At 44.3% G+C, this 16,372-nt stretch carries 11 protein-coding genes, 2 tRNA genes, 3 rRNA genes and 1 pseudogene; 7 read left to right on the top strand and 10 right to left on the bottom strand.

What is annotated here, in order from left to right; translation table 11 throughout:
• Positions 1 to 583: 583 nt before the first annotated feature.
• From JRG66_RS13625 to rrf, 5 genes are all read left to right on the top strand, one after another.
• Positions 584 to 2,106: ribosomal RNA gene (locus tag JRG66_RS13625) — 16S ribosomal RNA — on the top strand.
• A 208-nt stretch (positions 2,107 to 2,314) separates the two neighbouring features.
• A tRNA-Ile gene (locus JRG66_RS13630) sits at positions 2,315 to 2,388 on the top strand.
• Between the two features lie 242 nt (positions 2,389 to 2,630).
• A tRNA-Ala gene (locus tag JRG66_RS13635) sits at positions 2,631 to 2,707 on the top strand.
• A gap of 253 nt (positions 2,708 to 2,960) precedes the next feature.
• Positions 2,961 to 5,792 (top strand): 23S ribosomal RNA (locus JRG66_RS13640).
• A gap of 177 nt (positions 5,793 to 5,969) precedes the next feature.
• Positions 5,970 to 6,079, top strand: a 5S ribosomal RNA gene (gene rrf / locus JRG66_RS13645).
• Together the 16S, 23S and 5S rRNA genes with 2 tRNA genes alongside form the textbook arrangement of a ribosomal RNA operon.
• Positions 6,080 to 6,251: 172 nt before the next feature.
• Here rrf and JRG66_RS15680 read toward each other — a convergent pair.
• The 4 genes and pseudogenes from JRG66_RS15680 to JRG66_RS13660 form a co-directional block, all read right to left on the bottom strand.
• Positions 6,252 to 6,701: pseudogene (locus JRG66_RS15680) on the bottom strand (transposase).
• The gene (locus JRG66_RS13650) at positions 6,652 to 7,080 is read right to left on the bottom strand and encodes a DUF4268 domain-containing protein (protein ID WP_265163316.1); all 429 of its coding nucleotides are present in this window, start codon (positions 7,078 to 7,080) and stop codon (positions 6,652 to 6,654) included. Before JRG66_RS13650 ends, JRG66_RS15680 begins: the two are co-directional and overlap by 50 nt.
• Before the next feature lie 3 nt (positions 7,081 to 7,083).
• On the bottom strand, positions 7,084 to 7,752 hold the full coding sequence (locus JRG66_RS13655; RefSeq protein WP_265163317.1) for a ZIP family metal transporter: 669 nt from the start codon (positions 7,750 to 7,752) through the stop codon (positions 7,084 to 7,086).
• Complete coding sequence (locus JRG66_RS13660) at positions 7,752 to 8,483, bottom strand: class I SAM-dependent methyltransferase (RefSeq protein WP_265163318.1); 732 nt, start codon at positions 8,481 to 8,483, stop codon at positions 7,752 to 7,754. The genes JRG66_RS13655 and JRG66_RS13660 overlap by 1 nt, the downstream gene beginning before the upstream one ends.
• Positions 8,484 to 8,528: 45 nt before the next feature.
• Between JRG66_RS13660 and JRG66_RS13665 the strand changes: the two genes are divergently transcribed.
• On the top strand, positions 8,529 to 9,689 hold the full coding sequence (locus JRG66_RS13665) for a THUMP domain-containing class I SAM-dependent RNA methyltransferase (RefSeq protein WP_265163319.1): 1,161 nt from the start codon (positions 8,529 to 8,531) through the stop codon (positions 9,687 to 9,689).
• A gap of 1 nt (position 9,690) precedes the next feature.
• On the opposite strand, the gene JRG66_RS13670 is transcribed toward JRG66_RS13665, so the two are convergent.
• From JRG66_RS13670 to rlmD, 3 genes are read right to left on the bottom strand one after another with little or no spacing between them, the layout of a single operon-like run.
• On the bottom strand, positions 9,691 to 10,386 hold the full coding sequence (locus tag JRG66_RS13670; protein ID WP_265163320.1) for a DUF6048 family protein: 696 nt from the start codon (positions 10,384 to 10,386) through the stop codon (positions 9,691 to 9,693).
• Entirely contained in the window at positions 10,352 to 10,840 is a 489-nt protein-coding gene (locus tag JRG66_RS13675) for a DUF6452 family protein (RefSeq protein WP_265163321.1), read from the bottom strand. The genes JRG66_RS13670 and JRG66_RS13675 overlap by 35 nt, the downstream gene beginning before the upstream one ends.
• Positions 10,837 to 12,249: a 23S rRNA (uracil(1939)-C(5))-methyltransferase RlmD gene (gene rlmD, locus JRG66_RS13680; RefSeq protein WP_265163322.1), complete on the bottom strand. Its 1,413-nt coding sequence runs from the start codon at positions 12,247 to 12,249 to the stop codon at positions 10,837 to 10,839. The genes JRG66_RS13675 and rlmD overlap by 4 nt, the downstream gene beginning before the upstream one ends.
• A 177-nt stretch (positions 12,250 to 12,426) precedes the next feature.
• Between rlmD and rocD the strand changes: the two genes are divergently transcribed.
• Positions 12,427 to 13,671 carry an ornithine--oxo-acid transaminase gene (gene rocD / locus JRG66_RS13685; RefSeq protein ID WP_265163323.1) on the top strand — a complete coding sequence of 415 codons (1,245 nt, stop codon included), beginning with the start codon at positions 12,427 to 12,429 and terminating at the stop codon, positions 13,669 to 13,671.
• 168 nt (positions 13,672 to 13,839) lie between these two features.
• Here the strand turns inward: rocD and JRG66_RS13690 are convergent, their stop codons facing one another.
• The 3 genes from JRG66_RS13690 to JRG66_RS13700 are packed head-to-tail and all read right to left on the bottom strand — an operon-like array spanning position 13,840 to position 16,304.
• The gene (locus JRG66_RS13690; RefSeq protein ID WP_265163324.1) at positions 13,840 to 14,163 is read right to left on the bottom strand and encodes a CCC motif membrane protein; all 324 of its coding nucleotides are present in this window, start codon (positions 14,161 to 14,163) and stop codon (positions 13,840 to 13,842) included.
• 12 nt (positions 14,164 to 14,175) lie between these two features.
• Positions 14,176 to 14,460 carry a DUF2752 domain-containing protein gene (locus JRG66_RS13695; protein ID WP_265163325.1) on the bottom strand — a complete coding sequence of 95 codons (285 nt, stop codon included), beginning with the start codon at positions 14,458 to 14,460 and terminating at the stop codon, positions 14,176 to 14,178.
• 5 nt (positions 14,461 to 14,465) lie between these two features.
• Positions 14,466 to 16,304: a T9SS type A sorting domain-containing protein gene (locus tag JRG66_RS13700; protein WP_265163326.1), complete on the bottom strand. Its 1,839-nt coding sequence runs from the start codon at positions 16,302 to 16,304 to the stop codon at positions 14,466 to 14,468.
• Positions 16,305 to 16,372: the final 68 nt, after the last annotated feature.

Consider the following 16,372-nt stretch of genomic DNA (forward strand, 5'->3'; position numbering starts at 1 on the left):
CAAATAAGTTCTCTGAAATTTTTTTGAATTTTATCTTGGATTGTAAGGGAAATTGGTTTTATCTTTGCATCCGCTTTTAGAGGCAACCTTGAGTTGTAAGAAAAAGTCGAAAAAGTTCTCTAAAAAACATTTTGAAGTTGGGGTAAAAAGGTTGTAAGTTTGCATCCTCTTTTGCGAAAAGCTAACTTCAGGGGTGCTGAAAAAAAATAAAATTTTTTTCTTGCCAGTTTTAAAAAAGCTTGTACATTTGCAGCCGCTTTGAGAGAGAGAGCGAAAGTTCAGAAAAAATATTGAAAAGAAATCCCGGGTTAGGGTAGTAATAGAAAAGGTTCAACTCCTTTTATTTCACAAGACGATCCTTCCAATTATACGGAATGATCCTCCCCTTTCTAAGGGGAGGTGCCGAAAGGCGGAGGGGTTCGAGTTCATTGACATATTGAATTGACAGCGCGTATGTTGTTTTAATTAGCAACAAATGCAAAATAAGAATTAAGACTAGAAGAACGTTTTGAGCTTTGATGGATCATTAATGGTCTTGAAAAAGAGGAATTCCTTTAGTAGTTGTTAAAGTATATAAGATTTAACGATGAAGAGTTTGATCCTGGCTCAGGATGAACGCTAGCGGCAGGCTTAACACATGCAAGTCGAGGGGCAGCACGTCTTCGGATGGTGGCGACCGGCGCACGGGTGCGTAACGCGTATACAATCTACCTTTTACGGGGGCATAGCCCGGGGAAACCCGGATTAATATCCCATAGTATCATTTAGTGGCATCACTTGAATGATTAAAGTTTCGGCGGTAAAAGATGAGTATGCGTTCTATTAGCTAGATGGTAAGGTAACGGCTTACCATGGCTACGATAGATAGGGGTCCTGAGAGGGAGATCCCCCACACTGGTACTGAGACACGGACCAGACTCCTACGGGAGGCAGCAGTGAGGAATATTGGACAATGGGCGAGAGCCTGATCCAGCCATGCCGCGTGCAGGAAGACTGCCCTATGGGTTGTAAACTGCTTTTATACGGGAAGAAACACCTCTTCGTGAAGAGGCTTGACGGTACCGTATGAATAAGGATCGGCTAACTCCGTGCCAGCAGCCGCGGTAATACGGAGGATCCAAGCGTTATCCGGAATCATTGGGTTTAAAGGGTCCGTAGGCGGGTTTGTAAGTCAGTGGTGAAAGTCTGCAGCTCAACTGTAGAACTGCCATTGATACTGCATACCTTGAGTAATTATGAAGTGGTTAGAATATGTAGTGTAGCGGTGAAATGCATAGATATTACATAGAATACCGATTGCGAAGGCAGATCACTAATAATTTACTGACGCTGATGGACGAAAGCGTAGGTAGCGAACAGGATTAGATACCCTGGTAGTCTACGCCGTAAACGATGGTTACTAGCTGTTTGACCTAATTGAGGGTTGAGTGGCTAAGCGAAAGTGATAAGTAACCCACCTGGGGAGTACGTTCGCAAGAATGAAACTCAAAGGAATTGACGGGGGCCCGCACAAGCGGTGGAGCATGTGGTTTAATTCGATGATACGCGAGGAACCTTACCAGGGCTTAAATGTAGCTTGACAGGGGTGGAAACACCTTTTCCTTCGGGCAAGTTACAAGGTGCTGCATGGTTGTCGTCAGCTCGTGCCGTGAGGTGTCAGGTTAAGTCCTATAACGAGCGCAACCCCTGTGGTTAGTTGCCAGCGAGTCATGTCGGGAACTCTAGCCAGACTGCCGGTGCAAACCGTGAGGAAGGTGGGGATGACGTCAAATCATCACGGCCCTTACGTCCTGGGCCACACACGTGCTACAATGGTAAGGACAGAGAGCAGCCACTGGGTGACCAGGAGCGAATCTATAAACCTTATCACAGTTCGGATCGGAGTCTGCAACTCGACTCCGTGAAGCTGGAATCGCTAGTAATCGCATATCAGCCATGATGCGGTGAATACGTTCCCGGGCCTTGTACACACCGCCCGTCAAGCCATGGAAGCTGGGGGTACCTGAAGTCGGTCACCGCAAGGAGCCGCCTAGGGTAAAACTGGTAACTGGGGCTAAGTCGTAACAAGGTAGCCGTACCGGAAGGTGCGGCTGGAACACCTCCTTTCTAGAGCTTTTGCCTCTTATAAGGCAAAACACAATTACGACATAAGGAGCCTTTTTACAAATGAAGTAAAAGACTTCTTTTGGTCTTAATTCACTGTCAATTTAATTTTTTACTGTATAATGTATTTTGTAGAATGTATAATGTAAAGGGATCTTGTAAAGGTCATTTCAATATACAATAGACAGTATACACTATACAATAAAATTGCAGTCTCATAGCTCAGCTGGTTAGAGCGCTACACTGATAATGTAGAGGTCGGCAGTTCGAGTCTGCCTGAGACTACTGAAAAGTAGGCGAAAGCAGACGAGAAGTTTATCCTGAGTAAGGCACGGTAGTGCCGCATCGAAGGGAGTCTGCCTGAGACTACTAAAGTACGAAGGTATAAATACGAGGTACGAAGTTCATTGAGAATTATTGAAGGAAATTTTAGAAGTTGGGCAACCAGTTTACAGTACGCAGTTAAGCAGTACGCAGTACAGTGAAGGCTGATTACTGAATACTGATCACTGCCAACTGAAAAAAACGGGGGATTAGCTCAGCTGGCTAGAGCGCCTGCCTTGCACGCAGGAGGTCATCGGTTCGACTCCGATATTCTCCACCACTTGAGTGTATACTGTAAATTGTATACTGTATATTGATCGATAAGGTCATTATACAATAGACATTATACAATATACAATCAGAAAACGTTCATTGACATATTGGAAAATAAGAATACGAGAAACATAAAAATTTCTATAGTTGTAAGATTATAGATAGAGCAAATTATATTTTTAAGTTTTGAGGGATTGGGAAGGGAGTTTTATAACTCTGCACTCATAACTCATAACTTGTAAGAGCATATTAGGTAAAAGCACATAAGCTAAATAAGGGCGTATGGGGAATGCCTAGGCTCTCAGAGGCGATGAAGGACGTGATAAGCTGCGAAAAGCTGCGGGGACTGGCACATACAGGTTGATCCGCAGATATCCGAATGGGGCAACCCAGCATACTGAAGGTATGTTACTCCGCAAGGAGGGCGAACCCGGAGAACTGAAACATCTAAGTACCCGGAGGAGAAGAAAACAATAGTGATTGCGCTAGTAGTGGCGAGCGAACGCGCATTAGCCCAAACCAGTAGGCTTACGGGCCTGCTGGGGTTGTAGGACCACGACATTGGTTGTGTAATGAACTAGAACGCTTTGGAAAGAGCGGCCATAGACGGTGATAGCCCGGTATAGGTAAAGATCATAAACCATAGTGGTATCCTGAGTAGTGCGGGGCACGAGAAACCCTGTATGAATTTGGCGGGACCATCCGCTAAGGCTAAATACTCCTGAGAGACCGATAGTGAACCAGTACCGTGAGGGAAAGGTGAAAAGAACCGTGAATAACGGAGTGAAATAGATCCTGAAACCATACGCTTACAAGCGGTCGGAGCCCTTTTGGGTGACGGCGTGCCTTTTGCATAATGAGCCTACGAGTTAACGTTGCCAGCGAGGTTAAGGGTTTAAGACCTGGAGCCGTAGCGAAAGCGAGTCTGAACAGGGCGCTTTAGTTGGTAGTGTTAGACGCGAAACCGTGTGATCTACCCTTGGGCAGGTTGAAGCTGTGGTAACACATAGTGGAGGACCGAACCCGTTGACGTTGAAAAGTCTTGGGATGACCTGAGGGTAGGGGTGAAAGGCCAATCAAACTCGGAAATAGCTCGTACTCCCCGAAATGCATTTAGGTGCAGCGATTAATTAGTTTTATAGAGGTAGAGCTACTGATTGGATGCGGGGGCTTCACCGCCTACCAATTCCTGACAAACTCCGAATGCTATAAAATGTTGTTAATCAGTGAGGGCATGGGTGCTAAGGTCCATGTCCGAGAGGGAAAGAACCCAGACCATCAGCTAAGGTCCCCAAATGTATGTTAAGTTGAAAAAACGCGGTTGAACTGCTTAGACAGCTAGGATGTTGGCTTGGAAGCAGCCATTCATTTAAAGAGTGCGTAACAGCTCACTAGTCGAGCGGTTCGGCATGGATAATAATCGGGCATAAACATACTACCGAAGCTATGGATTTACAACATAAGTTGTGAGTGGTAGGGGAGCATTGTAACAGCGTAGAAGGTGATCTGCGAGGGTTGCTGGAGCGGTTACAAAAGAAAATGTAGGCATAAGTAACGATAATGCGGGCGAGAAACCCGCACACCGAAAGACTAAGGTTTCCTCAGCTATGCTAATCAGCTGAGGGTTAGTCGGGGCCTAAGGCGAACCCGAAAGGGGTAGTCGATGGACAACCAGTTAATATTCTGGTACCTGCTTTGCGTTAAAAGTGACGGAGGCGAGAATTAGGTGCGCACTGACGGAATAGTGCGTTGAAGGGAGTGGTAACACCCCGATAGTACACCCAAGCTTCGGCGGCGGTGATAATCCTGAATATCGACTTCCAAGAAAAGCGAGCAAAGCAGCCCGTACCGCAAACCGACACAGGTAGTTGGGATGAGAATTCTAAGGTGCTCGAGAGATTCATGGCTAAGGAACTAGGCAAAATTGACCTGTAACTTCGGGAGAAAGGTCGCCCACAGAGATGTGGGCCGCAGTGAAAAGGTCCAGGCGACTGTTTATCAAAAACACAGGACTCTGCTAAATCGAAAGATGACGTATAGGGTCTGACACCTGCCCGGTGCTGGAAGGTTAAGAGGAGATGTTAGCTTTTGCGAAGCATTGAATTGAAGCCCCAGTAAACGGCGGCCGTAACTATAACGGTCCTAAGGTAGCGAAATTCCTTGTCGGGTAAGTTCCGACCTGCACGAATGGTGCAACGATCTGGACACTGTCTCAGCCATGAGCTCGGTGAAATTGTAGTATCGGTGAAGATGCCGATTACCCGCTGTGGGACGAAAAGACCCCGTGAACCTTTACTATAGCTTAGTATTGACTTTGGACAAGTGATGTGTAGGATAGGTGGGAGACGTTGAAGCAGCCTCGCCAGGGGTTGTGGAGTCATTGTTGAAATACCACCCTTTACTTGTTTGAAGCCTAACTTCCATTGGAAGGACAGTGCTTGGTGGGTAGTTTGACTGGGGTGGTCGCCTCCAAAAGAGTAACGGAGGCTTCTAAAGGTTCCCTCAGCACGCTTGGTAACCGTGCGTAGAGTGCAATGGCATAAGGGAGCTTGACTGAGAGACATACAGGTCGATCAGGTACGAAAGTAGAGCATAGTGATCCGGTGGTTCCGCATGGAAGGGCCATCGCTCAAAGGATAAAAGGTACTCCGGGGATAACAGGCTGATCTCCCCCAAGAGCTCACATCGACGGGGGGTTTGGCACCTCGATGTCGGCTCGTCACATCCTGGGGCTGGAGAAGGTCCCAAGGGTTGGGCTGTTCGCCCATTAAAGTGGCACGCGAGCTGGGTTCAGAACGTCGTGAGACAGTTCGGTCTCTATCTACAGTGGGCGTTAGAAATTTGAGTGGATCTGACTCTAGTACGAGAGGACCGAGTTGGACCAACCTCTGGTGTACCAGTTGTTCCGCCAGGAGCACTGCTGGGTAGCTACGTTGGGAAGGGATAAGCGCTGAAAGCATATAAGCGCGAAACCCACCACAAGATGAGATTTCTTTAAAGGATCGTGGGAGACCACCACGTTGATAGGTCACAGGTGTAAAGGCAGTAATGTCACAGCCGAGTGATACTAATAATCCGTATAGCTTAGTGCACTTTCCGGCTCGCAAGGGCCGGAAAGGAAAACCTAAAGCTTTAAATGACCTTTGCTTAAAAGACATGTTAATCTCAATTTTTATTTTCCAATTATGTCAACTCATTAGGTATGACATCCAGTAAGTAATCAAAAGGCTACTGCCAACTGATCACTGAACACTGCCATACTAACGATCTAAGGTGGTTATAGCAACGGGGCTCACCTCTTCCCATTCCGAACAGAGAAGTTAAGCCCGTTAGCGCAGATGGTACTGCTATCTTGTGGGAGAGTATGTCGCCGCCTTTCTTTTAAACCCTTCATCATTTATTTGATGAAGGGTTTTTTTATACCCTAAAACTATCCCACACCACTCCCCGATGGCGCGGATTTGTAATACGTGCCGGGTTACCAATAACTTCCCGGAAGCATGCACCACACCGGCCTGCGGCCAACACGGATCATGATCAAAACTTGGGAATTAGGCAAAAATTGTGGTTAATCTGAACAGGAAGAATTCGATATTTTTTATTCTTCTAAATTGGCTTTTAAAAGCTTTGATTTTTGCATTGAATGATTCTGCAGAGGCATTTGTACTTCTGTTATGGAAGTAATTTAAGATCGACTGAATTTTGTTTGATACTGTTGGCGAGAGTATTTAAGGCTTTAAATCTACATTCTTCCACTTCTCTATACCAATGCGCTAGCTTTGTCAAAGCGACACCTTTGTCTTTAGTCTGGTTAAAAATGTTTCCAGGTTATTCACGAGAGAATAAGCTTTATGAATATCAGGGTACTCTTTGAAGAGAATTTCTGCGCGTTTAGATTGCTTCTTTGTCCAGTTGGAGGCGGCTTTGTAGAGCAAATAAAGTTCAAGTATATTACTGTTCGATAAAGTCCTGGTACTCCAGGAAAAACCTTTCCAGGGCATCCATGTTTTGGGCTAGCCAGGCCATCACCTGTGGCCAGTCTTCTTTTTTGTGAATATTTACTCCGTATTTGCTTACGTATACGCGGGAAATGATTTTCCTGTTTTCGAGTTCATATTCTTCAGCAAAAACTACTTCAGGTAAAAACTCATCTTTTAAAATAGTTTTGAGGCTTTGCAGCTTTTCAAAATAATATTGTCTCATGATCTCATCAGGAGCATCAAGATCTATAGAGACTTCAGCAAATTTTCGCGTAAAAGTGAATTTTAAGGAAAGATCTTTAATTTTGGTGTTGTACAAAAGCCACTTTCGGGGATAACTTTTTCCGAAGCAGGTCCAGAATTCCTGGCGAATCTTTTTGCTTTCAGCACGGCTGTACATGATCTATAGAAAATATGCTAATAATATTCCCGAAATTACCACGGCAAGTTTTGTAGCGTTGAAACTGTGGTTTTTAGAGGCTTCAAACAGTATTGTTGTAGAAACATGTAGAAAAATACCAATCACCACCGCATTGATGTATGCCGAATATTCTTCAGAAAGCATAAAATTTGCGTGAATCCAGCTACCCAGCGGTGTCATCAGGCCGAAAATCGCCAGAAAAAGAAAAGCCTTAAATTTTGCTATTTTTGAATGGAATAGAAAGGCCGCCAGTATTGCTGCAACTGGAATTTTGTGAATCACAACGCCATGTAAAAGATCGCTGCTCTGGTTCAACGGAAACCCCTCGAGCAGGGCGTGAAGTGATAAGCTCAAAAGCAGTAAATAGGGGAACTTAACCGAGTTTTCGCCGTGGTGCATATGTCCGTGCTCAACACCTTTAGAGAGAAATTCCAGGAAAATTTGCAAGAGTAGTCCTGCCATGATGAATAGCCCCACCTTATCAAACCCAGACTCGTACACTTCTGGCAGCATTTCAAATACTGTTACCGATAGCAGAAATGCACCGCTAAACGAGAGCAGTAACTGAAAACCGGTAGAAGAGGAGGGTTTTAAAAAGAGCGAGATAACATATCCTATTACCACCGCTAGTAAAGGCAGCATGTACAGCATTATCTAAAGACAAGTATTAGTCGGTCAGAATTTATTTGATCGTATGGCTGCAGGTTGTAATCCCCAAAGGTATGAACCAGTTTGATCCCGGCGGTCTCGAAGTAAGAAAGGAAGTTTTCCAAAGTAAAAGCCTTTACTTTTTCGGTGTAGGCATAATCTTCCCCTTCATCTTCAAACTCAATATCCTTAATAATAAATCCATTTTCAACTCTTCGGGAAATATTGAACGTAATTCCCTGTACGGTTTTTACTTCGGAAGGCACCAGGTTATTGATCACTTTAACCACGTTCATAAAATCAATAACTCCCCAGCCGCCTGCTTTGATCTCTTTTTTGATAGATATAAAACTCTCCCGGTTCTCTTTTTCATCCTCAAAATACCCCAGACTGGTGAAAAGGTTAAATACAGCGTCATACTGTTCTTCCAGAGGTTTACACATGCAATGGGTATGAAAATGCAGATTCTCGTTCTCAAACTGTTTGGCATACGCAATACTATTAGCAGAAAGGTCTACCCCGGTAACATCAAACCCCAGTTTATTGAGGTAAACGGAATGTCTTCCTTTGCCACAGGCCAAATCAAGGATGCTCGCACCTTTTGGAAGTTTCAAAAAGTTCACGAGGTTTTGCATGAACTGCTGTGCCTCTTCATCGCCCCGGTTCCTGTATAAAATATGATAGTATGGAGTATCAAACCACGAAGAAAACCATCTATTTGCTGCTAATTCCATATCCTGCAAAATTAGTGTATTTTTGCCTCTCACAGAAAATAACAAATGGGAAATAATTATCAAATGGTGGCCAAAACTCTTTTTGGCTTTGAACCATTACTGGCCAAAGAATTGAGAAACCTGGGAGCTATAGATGTACGGGAAGGCGTGAGGTCTGTTTCGTTCTACGGAGATAAAGGTTTTATGTATAAAGCTAATCTTTCCCTGCGCACTGCGATCAAGGTGCTAAAACCGATTGCCACTTTCAGGGTTTTTTCTGAAGATGATCTCTACCGGGAAGTCAATAAACTAGCCTGGGAGAAATATCTCGATGCTAACCAGACCCTCGCTATTGATGCTACCGTGCATTCCGAAAAATTTAGTCATTCCAAATATGTGGCTCTTAAATCGAAAGATGCAATTGTAGACCGATTTAGGGACAGGACCGGGGAACGCCCGGGCATTGACCTGGATTATCCTTCCCTGCGGATCAATATTCATATCGAAAAAAAGAATTGTACAGTTTCGCTTGATAGTTCGGGGCAATCCTTGCACAAACGCGGCTATAAATCGTCTACCAATATTGCACCTATCAATGAAGTTTTGGCGGCAGGCATGTTGTTGCATTCAGGTTGGGACGGCCAGTGCGACTTTATAGACCCAATGTGCGGGAGTGGTACCATTCTCATTGAAGCAGCAATGATCGCCTGTAATATTCCTCCAAATTTAAACCGAAAAGAATTCGGGTTTGAAAAGTGGAAAGATTGGGATGAAGCCCTTTTTGAAAAAATTCAGGAATCGGTTTTGAAGAAGGTACGCGATTTCCATTTTACGATTAAAGGCTACGACAAAGCACCTTCAGCGGTTCATAAAGCCAAAGATAATATTGAGAATGCCAATCTTTCTGAATTTATTTCAGTGAGGCACGAAGATTTTTTTAAGACTGAAAAGGAAACCGAAAGGCATTTGCACATGGTGTTTAATCCGCCTTACGGGGAACGCCTCAGTATAGATATGCCCGAATTTTACAAGGCAATTGGCGACACCCTGAAGCAAAGTTACCCTGGAACTCACGCCTGGTTCATTACTTCAAACCTCGAAGCCATTAAGCATGTAGGCTTAAGGCCTTCCCGAAAGATCAAATTGTTCAACGGTGCCCTCGAATCTAAGTTATTGAAATATGAAATCTACGAAGGTTCCAAAAAGGCAAAAAAACAGGACAATTAATTTACTTCCTGTAGAGAGGGATCAAGTAAGAAATGGAGTAGCCGTAGCCCACACCCAGGCTGCTTCCGTCGTAGGTTCTGTTAAACCCGGGGATGTAGAGATTGTCAAAATTCCCCGGTTTAGTCTCGTTGACCTTCTTTTTAAGCTCCACGTGCACCCCCAGGTAAAGGTTATTTAAAACTTCAACTTTTGTTCCCAGCTGTAGCTCAAGCCAGCCGGCGGTAAGGTTATTGAATTCACGGCTTTCAGCTCTAATATCGGGTTCAAAATATGGGTTTCGGTTGTATATAGAATACTCCTCCAGTTCGGTAGAAAAGGAAGCAAAACCATAGCGCAATCCTATATATATGATATTTTGCATGCCGGTCCAGTTCTGGTAAAAGTTGTAATCGCCCCCCAGTTTAATGTAGCTCCCTTTTGCCGAAGCTGTCACGTTTGGCTGTGAGATCACGTGTTGTTCATTTCCAATTTCCCCGGCCAGGTAAATATTCTCGTACAACCTGTAATCGGCTTTGACCTCCAGGCCCTGGTAATCTTCTTCAATAAACATTTTTATTGGCTTGGAGAGGTCAATTCCCACACGCAGCCCGTATTTTTCACGCACATCAACCGTATCTGTTGCCGTTTGCTGGGCAAAGACTGCTGATGAATGAAACCAAAAACTAATGAGTAAAATAAATATGAGCTTCTGTTTCATTTTCAACGCTTTCTTGTATAATTGTTTCTGAAAGTATCCAGTTATCTTCATCGTCGTGAATTGCCACATCAAGGCTGTTGAAATTTACTTTGTAGCCGCACGCACGATTCAGGTATTCGGGATCTGGAGAATAAGTAAAAGTAACTGTATCTGAATTTTCCTCGTCGCTGCCTGAATTTACAGTGAAAATATATTCAGTAAAATTCTCATTGGTTCTAAGCGGAATGCTCACTGTGTTTACAGTAGAGGATTCCACCAGCACTTCTTCCATGCCACTGGCCCTCACCGTGAGGTTTGATACCGCCTTTAAACGCGTGGGGTCTAAAGGATCGTAGAATTCAATGACCAGTAAGGAAGTGGTATCAGTTCCTTCAGGACAAATATCGTCTCTTTGGCACCCAAAGCTGATGAAAATAAAACCGGCTAAAAAAAGCCATTTTTGGAACCTGTTCATTGTCTTCTTTCTAAACAAACTACATTTTCTACATGAAATGTCTGCGGAAACATGTCTACTGCCTGTGTTCTTGTTACTTTGTAATGTTCGTCGAGCAGGGCGAGATCTCTTGCCTGGGTTGCCGAATTACAACTCACATACACGATTCTTTGTGGCAAGATACCAATTATTTGCGCAACCACATCTTTGTGCATGCCATCGCGAGGAGGATCGGTAATGAGCACATCGGGTTCTCCATGAGTTTTGACAAACTCGCTGGTAAACACCTTTTTCATGTCCCCCACAAAGAATTCGGTATTGGAGATGTTGTTGTTCCGGGCGTTTTCCTTTGCGTCTTCAATGGCTTCGGGCACGGCTTCAACCCCTACGACCTTTTTGGCTTTGGCAGCGATAAACTGGGCTATGGTGCCGGTGCCGGTGTACAGGTCGTAAACAACTTCATCTCCCGTTAAACCGGCAAAGTCGCGGGTGATCTTGTAAAGTTCGTAAGCCTGGGCCGAATTTGTCTGGTAAAAAGACTTGGCATTGATCTTGAACTTCAGGCCTTCCATCTCTTCAAAAATGTGGTCCTGGCCTTTATAGCAAATTACTTCCTGATCGTAAATAGTGTCGTTGCCTTTTGAATTAATCACATACTGAAGGCTGGTGATCTCCGGAAATTCTTCAGCAACAAAATTAAGAAGTGATTCCCGCTGGGCTTTATTGTCTTCAAAAAACTGAAGCAGCACCATGATCTCACCCGTAGAAGAAGTTCTAATCATCAAGGTGCGCAGCATGCCTTTTTGGTCTCTGGTATTAAAAAAAGGAATGTTATTCTTAATGGCAAATTGCTTGATTGCGTTGCGAATGCCATTACTGGGTGCCTGCTGCAGGTGGCATTCCTTAATATCAAGGATTTTATCCCACATGCCCGGAATATGAAAACCAAGCGCATTCCTGTCTTCAATGTCTTTGCCGCTTTGAATTTCTTCCTGTGTTAGCCAGCGGCTGTCACTAAAAGAGAACTCCATTTTATTGCGGTAAAAATAGATTTCCTTACTGCCCAGAATGGGAGTTACTTCGGGCAGCTCAATCTTCCCAAGGCGGGTAAGATTATTGGTCACTTCTTTTTGCTTGTAGAACAACTGGTGTTCATAACCCATAAACTGCCATTTGCAGCCTCCGCACACACTAAAATGTATGCAGGGCGGCGCTACCCGTTTGTCTGAAAATTCGTGTATTTTGGTTGCCGTACCCTCGTAAAAAGCGCGTTTCTTTTTGGTGGTCTGCACATCTACCACATCACCGGGCACTGCATTTCCAATAAAGATCACTTTGCCATCGGGGGCTTTGGCTATACTTTTACCTTTTGCCCCGGCATCAATGACCTCGAGGTTTTTAAATTCCTTGTTTCTGTTCTTTCTCGCCATGGGGCAAAAATAGGATAAATGCCAAGAATTATTGGGCGCGGGCTTTAAAAAATCAGGAAACATTTAGTAATTTGCGACTTCTGAATTCAGGATGATTTCTCTCCTCAAAATACCCTTTTTTGCTGGTATTTCCGGAAAGCAGGAATTGCTTATTTAGTAATTGAAAACAAAATGAAAATGAAGATTTCAGAAAAAATTTCTTCCCAGGAGGCCATTCAGCTTGAAGACAAATACGGGGCGCATAATTACCACCCGCTGCCCGTTGTGCTTGAAAAAGGCGAAGGAGTTCACGTATGGGATGTTGAAGGCAAAAAATATTACGATTTTCTTTCGGCTTATTCCGCAGTAAACCAGGGGCACTGCCATCCGCGTATTGTGGGCGCTATGACAGAGCAGGCCCAAAAACTTAGCCTTACTTCAAGGGCCTTCCATAATGACATTTTAGGGAGGTATGAAAAGTACGCGAGCGAATACTTTGGTTTTGATAAGCTTCTTCCCATGAACACAGGGGCCGAAGCGGTTGAAACTGCCATTAAGATTGCCCGTAAGTGGGCCTACGAGAAAAAAGGAGTAGAGGAGGCCGAAGCCCAGATCATTGTTTGTGAAAATAATTTCCACGGAAGGACTACCACCATCATTTCTTTTTCTAATGACGAGGGGGCGCGCAAGAATTTTGGCCCCTACACCCCCGGATTTGTAAAAATTCCTTACAATAATACTGAAGCTCTTGAAAAAGCGCTTAAAGATAACAGCAATATCGCCGGATTCCTTGTAGAACCCATCCAGGGAGAAGCAGGGGTCTACGTACCTTCTGAAGGTTTCCTGGCCCGCGCCAAAGAACTTTGCGAGGAGCACAACGTGCTTTTTATTGCTGATGAAGTACAGACCGGAATTGCCCGTACCGGGAAACTTCTGGCCGTAGAGCATGAAAATGTTAAGCCTGATGTATTGATCCTTGGAAAAGCCATTTCTGGCGGGGTTTATCCGGTTTCAGCCGTGCTGGCCAATGATGATGTGATGAACGTGATCAAACCCGGGCAACATGGTTCCACTTTTGGCGGAAATCCTGTGGCCTGTGCCGTGGCAATGGCCGCGCTTGAAGTGATCAAAGATGAAAAGCTCGCTGAAAATGCCGAAAAACTCGGAAATCTTTTCAGAAGAAAAATGAACGATTACATCAGGAATTCAAATATTGTGAACCTGGTGAGAGGTAAAGGCCTGCTTAACGCCATAGTGATCAATGATTCTGAAGATAGCTCCACAGCCTGGGATATTTGCATGAAACTGAAGGAAAACGGACTGCTGGCAAAACCAACCCATGGCAACATTATTAGATTTGCCCCACCGCTGGTAATGAATGAAGAACAATTGCTGGATTGTGTGGATATTATCACAAAAACGCTACAGGAGTTCGAGAAATAGTTGATAGAAAAACCAGATTCAAAAAAAAAGCTGCGAAAAATGCCATTTTTCGCAGCTTTTTTTTTGAATCTATCGTTCAGGTTTTATGGTCTCAACTCTGCTCGACCAGGCAGGTTCAGCAAATGGGCAGCAAAAATTTTCTGCCTGCTCAACACTGCCTACTGCCCATTAATTTTCATAGACTCTCATCCATTCCCTTGACATTTCTTCCATCCCGTCCCAGCCGTAGATAGCAATTAGGACGATATTGATTACCAGGTATATGGCTGATAGGATAATTCCGATTATGGCCAGTACCCTTCCGGTTTTTACGTTGTTATAGCCGTCGTAAAGAGCGGGTTCGGCCAGGTAAGTTTGCCGGGCGGTCTTTGCCAGTACCAGGGCAACAATTCCGAAGATGAGCCCAAGAATTCCATGGCAACAGCAGCTAAGAATTGACAGGATTCCAAAAACGAGGATTAAAGTTGAATTTGGTAAGGTTTGTTTTTCCATAATTTATATTGGTTAGTTGATCAAAAAACTCATTTTATAAAGGTAAGCTCCTATAATCACAGCTGCACTGAAGATAATTAGCCCGGCTTTGATGTACCAGTCTCCTTTAAACTTGAAGAATAAATTGATGAAGAGAAAAAGTAAGAGCAGCAGGATAGGATAAATGGCAGGAAACATCTTAAAGGCTGCAGTAAATTCTCCCTGAAAAACGAGCACCAGCGCACGTTGTGCCCCGCAACCCATACAATCAATGCCAAAAAGCTGCTTGTTTAAACAGGGGAGCATGAATTCTTCCATATCCATTAATTGTTATAGACCGATATCTTTTTTGTTGTTCTGCGATTAGCCATATCCATCACCTTTACGATGTACACGCCGTTTACCCAGGGGCGGGTGGTGATCTCAACCGACCTTCTATTGTCAAAGTTGCTGCGATACCACATTCTCTTCCCCTGCAGGTCAAAAATTTCAACCGCCTTTACCGGGAAAAGATCGTTGCCAATGATTTTAAGTGCTCCCAGCCGGTTATTCTGATGGATGCTGAATTTTACATGCACCTCTTCGTCATCAAATATCACCTGCGGCAGGTCTTCCTGAGCTATTTTTTCTGCAAAAGCAACTTTATAACGCCCGTGATAAAGTCCCGGTTGCAGCTCTAAAGTTAAGGGTTCTTTTTTAATAGAAAAATATTCATTTGTGAGGGTATCGCGAATATAAAGTTCATTAACTGCTGCATTTTCAAAAATTCCCTGTGAAAATGTCATTTTTTGATGTCCTGCTTCAACTTTTATAAACAGCGGGATTTCTTCAGAAATATCAAATGGCCGTACATCAATAACATAACATTCATCGCCCTGCAGCCAGCCTACATCTGTAGGTGCCAGTTCAAAAGCCTGGGCATCCATACCTGCGTCAATTTCTGGCGTTGCCCCGGCCCAAAAGGCCAGGCTCAGGCTTCTTTCGTAAAGCTCATTTACAGAAACCTTAAGCTGTACCCGTGAAAGGCTGCTCTTTTCAGAAGTATGTTTGTGATCTTTCATAACTGCTTCAGGTGCCGGGCTGTGGGGCACCAAGGCTTTAATCAAAGGCTTTCTGTGGGAATTTTTAAATGTAATATTGCCTGCCTGGGCGCCTTTCAGCATAAAACCCTGGCCCACAGGGAGTAATTTTTTGTAAGCCTGTTTTCCTGTGCTGCCGTCTTCAACATTTTTGACGGTTTTGAAAACCGGAGGTTCATAAATACCGTCGGTACAGGGGTCAACCGGACTAAAAACTCCGTAGCCGCCCATATAATCTTCCAGGTTATGAGAACTGCCGTTTTCTTTAGAATCCCAAAAATAAGCCACACCTGTAGTAACATTTTTCCGCAGAACATTTCCGTAGCAGTTGGTGTTAAGAGTGCCGCTGCCGGAATTTTCGAGCAGGAATAGGCTCAGGTCAAAGGTTGACGGGTATGGGTTACCTACAAGTACAAAAGCATCTGGCGTCACCGGAATATCTATGGTGCCCGAAATGGGTTTGCCCCTAAAGTCATATCGCTGTGAGTTCCCCGGGTTATTCGCCCTTCCATTAATAAGCACAGGATCTTTTCCTTCTGTACCTTTCATGGTAAAACCGTAACCTGGCGGGATGACCGTGTTGCCGCCAACAAATTTCCAGCTTGAGTACCCGTTGCCCTGGTAGGTGTAGATCCAGCGGGTAGAGATGGCGAGCGGGTTTGCAGTGCCGTTAAGCGCAGTGGTGAGCTGTGCTTGCCGGCTTACAATGCTTGACACGGGAACCTGTAAAAGAGAGATGCCAAAAAAGCCATTTTCGGGAGCTATTACAGGAGAACTCCAGTAATTATAGTCGTAGGCATTGGTGCTGCCTTCTGCAAAAACTGAGATGCTTCCGGTGCCGGAATTTGGCTTGTTTTGTTGTTGCCCCTGCAATAATTCGGCCTTATCGCGCAGGTACAGTGAAGCTTCATTTACTGCGGAAGGGTTTTTCATCAGCCTAACGTCATTTCCTACAAACAGAAAAGATTTTTCTACATACACATAAGTTCTGTGGTGCCCGTTGCCGGAAGGAGCGATGTTCAACTGGCCAAAAATTGGTTGAAGAGCAAATAAATATGCCGTAACCAGTAGAAATCTTCTCATTTTCCCGAAATTTGTAGCTTTGACGATTCAAGGTACTACTCTTTTTTGATATTAATCAACTGGCAAAC

It is taken from the genome of Salinimicrobium tongyeongense (assembly GCF_026109735.1).
In the GTDB taxonomy this organism is placed as follows: domain Bacteria; phylum Bacteroidota; class Bacteroidia; order Flavobacteriales; family Flavobacteriaceae; genus Salinimicrobium; species Salinimicrobium tongyeongense.

Coding starts and splice junctions, on each gene's coding strand:
- JRG66_RS13660 (WP_265163318.1), bottom strand. CDS start 8,483: ATGGAATTAGCAGCAAATAGATGGTTTTCTTCGTGGTTTGATACTCCA.
- JRG66_RS13670 (WP_265163320.1), bottom strand. CDS start 10,386: ATGAAACAGAAGCTCATATTTATTTTACTCATTAGTTTTTGGTTTCAT.
- JRG66_RS13695 (WP_265163325.1), bottom strand. CDS start 14,460: ATGGAAGAATTCATGCTCCCCTGTTTAAACAAGCAGCTTTTTGGCATT.
- JRG66_RS13700 (WP_265163326.1), bottom strand. CDS start 16,304: ATGAGAAGATTTCTACTGGTTACGGCATATTTATTTGCTCTTCAACCA.
- JRG66_RS13655 (WP_265163317.1), bottom strand. CDS start 7,752: ATGCTGTACATGCTGCCTTTACTAGCGGTGGTAATAGGATATGTTATC.
- JRG66_RS13690 (WP_265163324.1), bottom strand. CDS start 14,163: ATGGAAAAACAAACCTTACCAAATTCAACTTTAATCCTCGTTTTTGGA.
- JRG66_RS13675 (WP_265163321.1), bottom strand. CDS start 10,840: ATGAACAGGTTCCAAAAATGGCTTTTTTTAGCCGGTTTTATTTTCATC.
- rocD (WP_265163323.1), top strand. CDS start 12,427: ATGAAGATTTCAGAAAAAATTTCTTCCCAGGAGGCCATTCAGCTTGAA.
- JRG66_RS13650 (WP_265163316.1), bottom strand. CDS start 7,080: ATGTACAGCCGTGCTGAAAGCAAAAAGATTCGCCAGGAATTCTGGACC.
- rlmD (WP_265163322.1), bottom strand. CDS start 12,249: ATGGCGAGAAAGAACAGAAACAAGGAATTTAAAAACCTCGAGGTCATT.
- JRG66_RS13665 (WP_265163319.1), top strand. CDS start 8,529: ATGGGAAATAATTATCAAATGGTGGCCAAAACTCTTTTTGGCTTTGAA.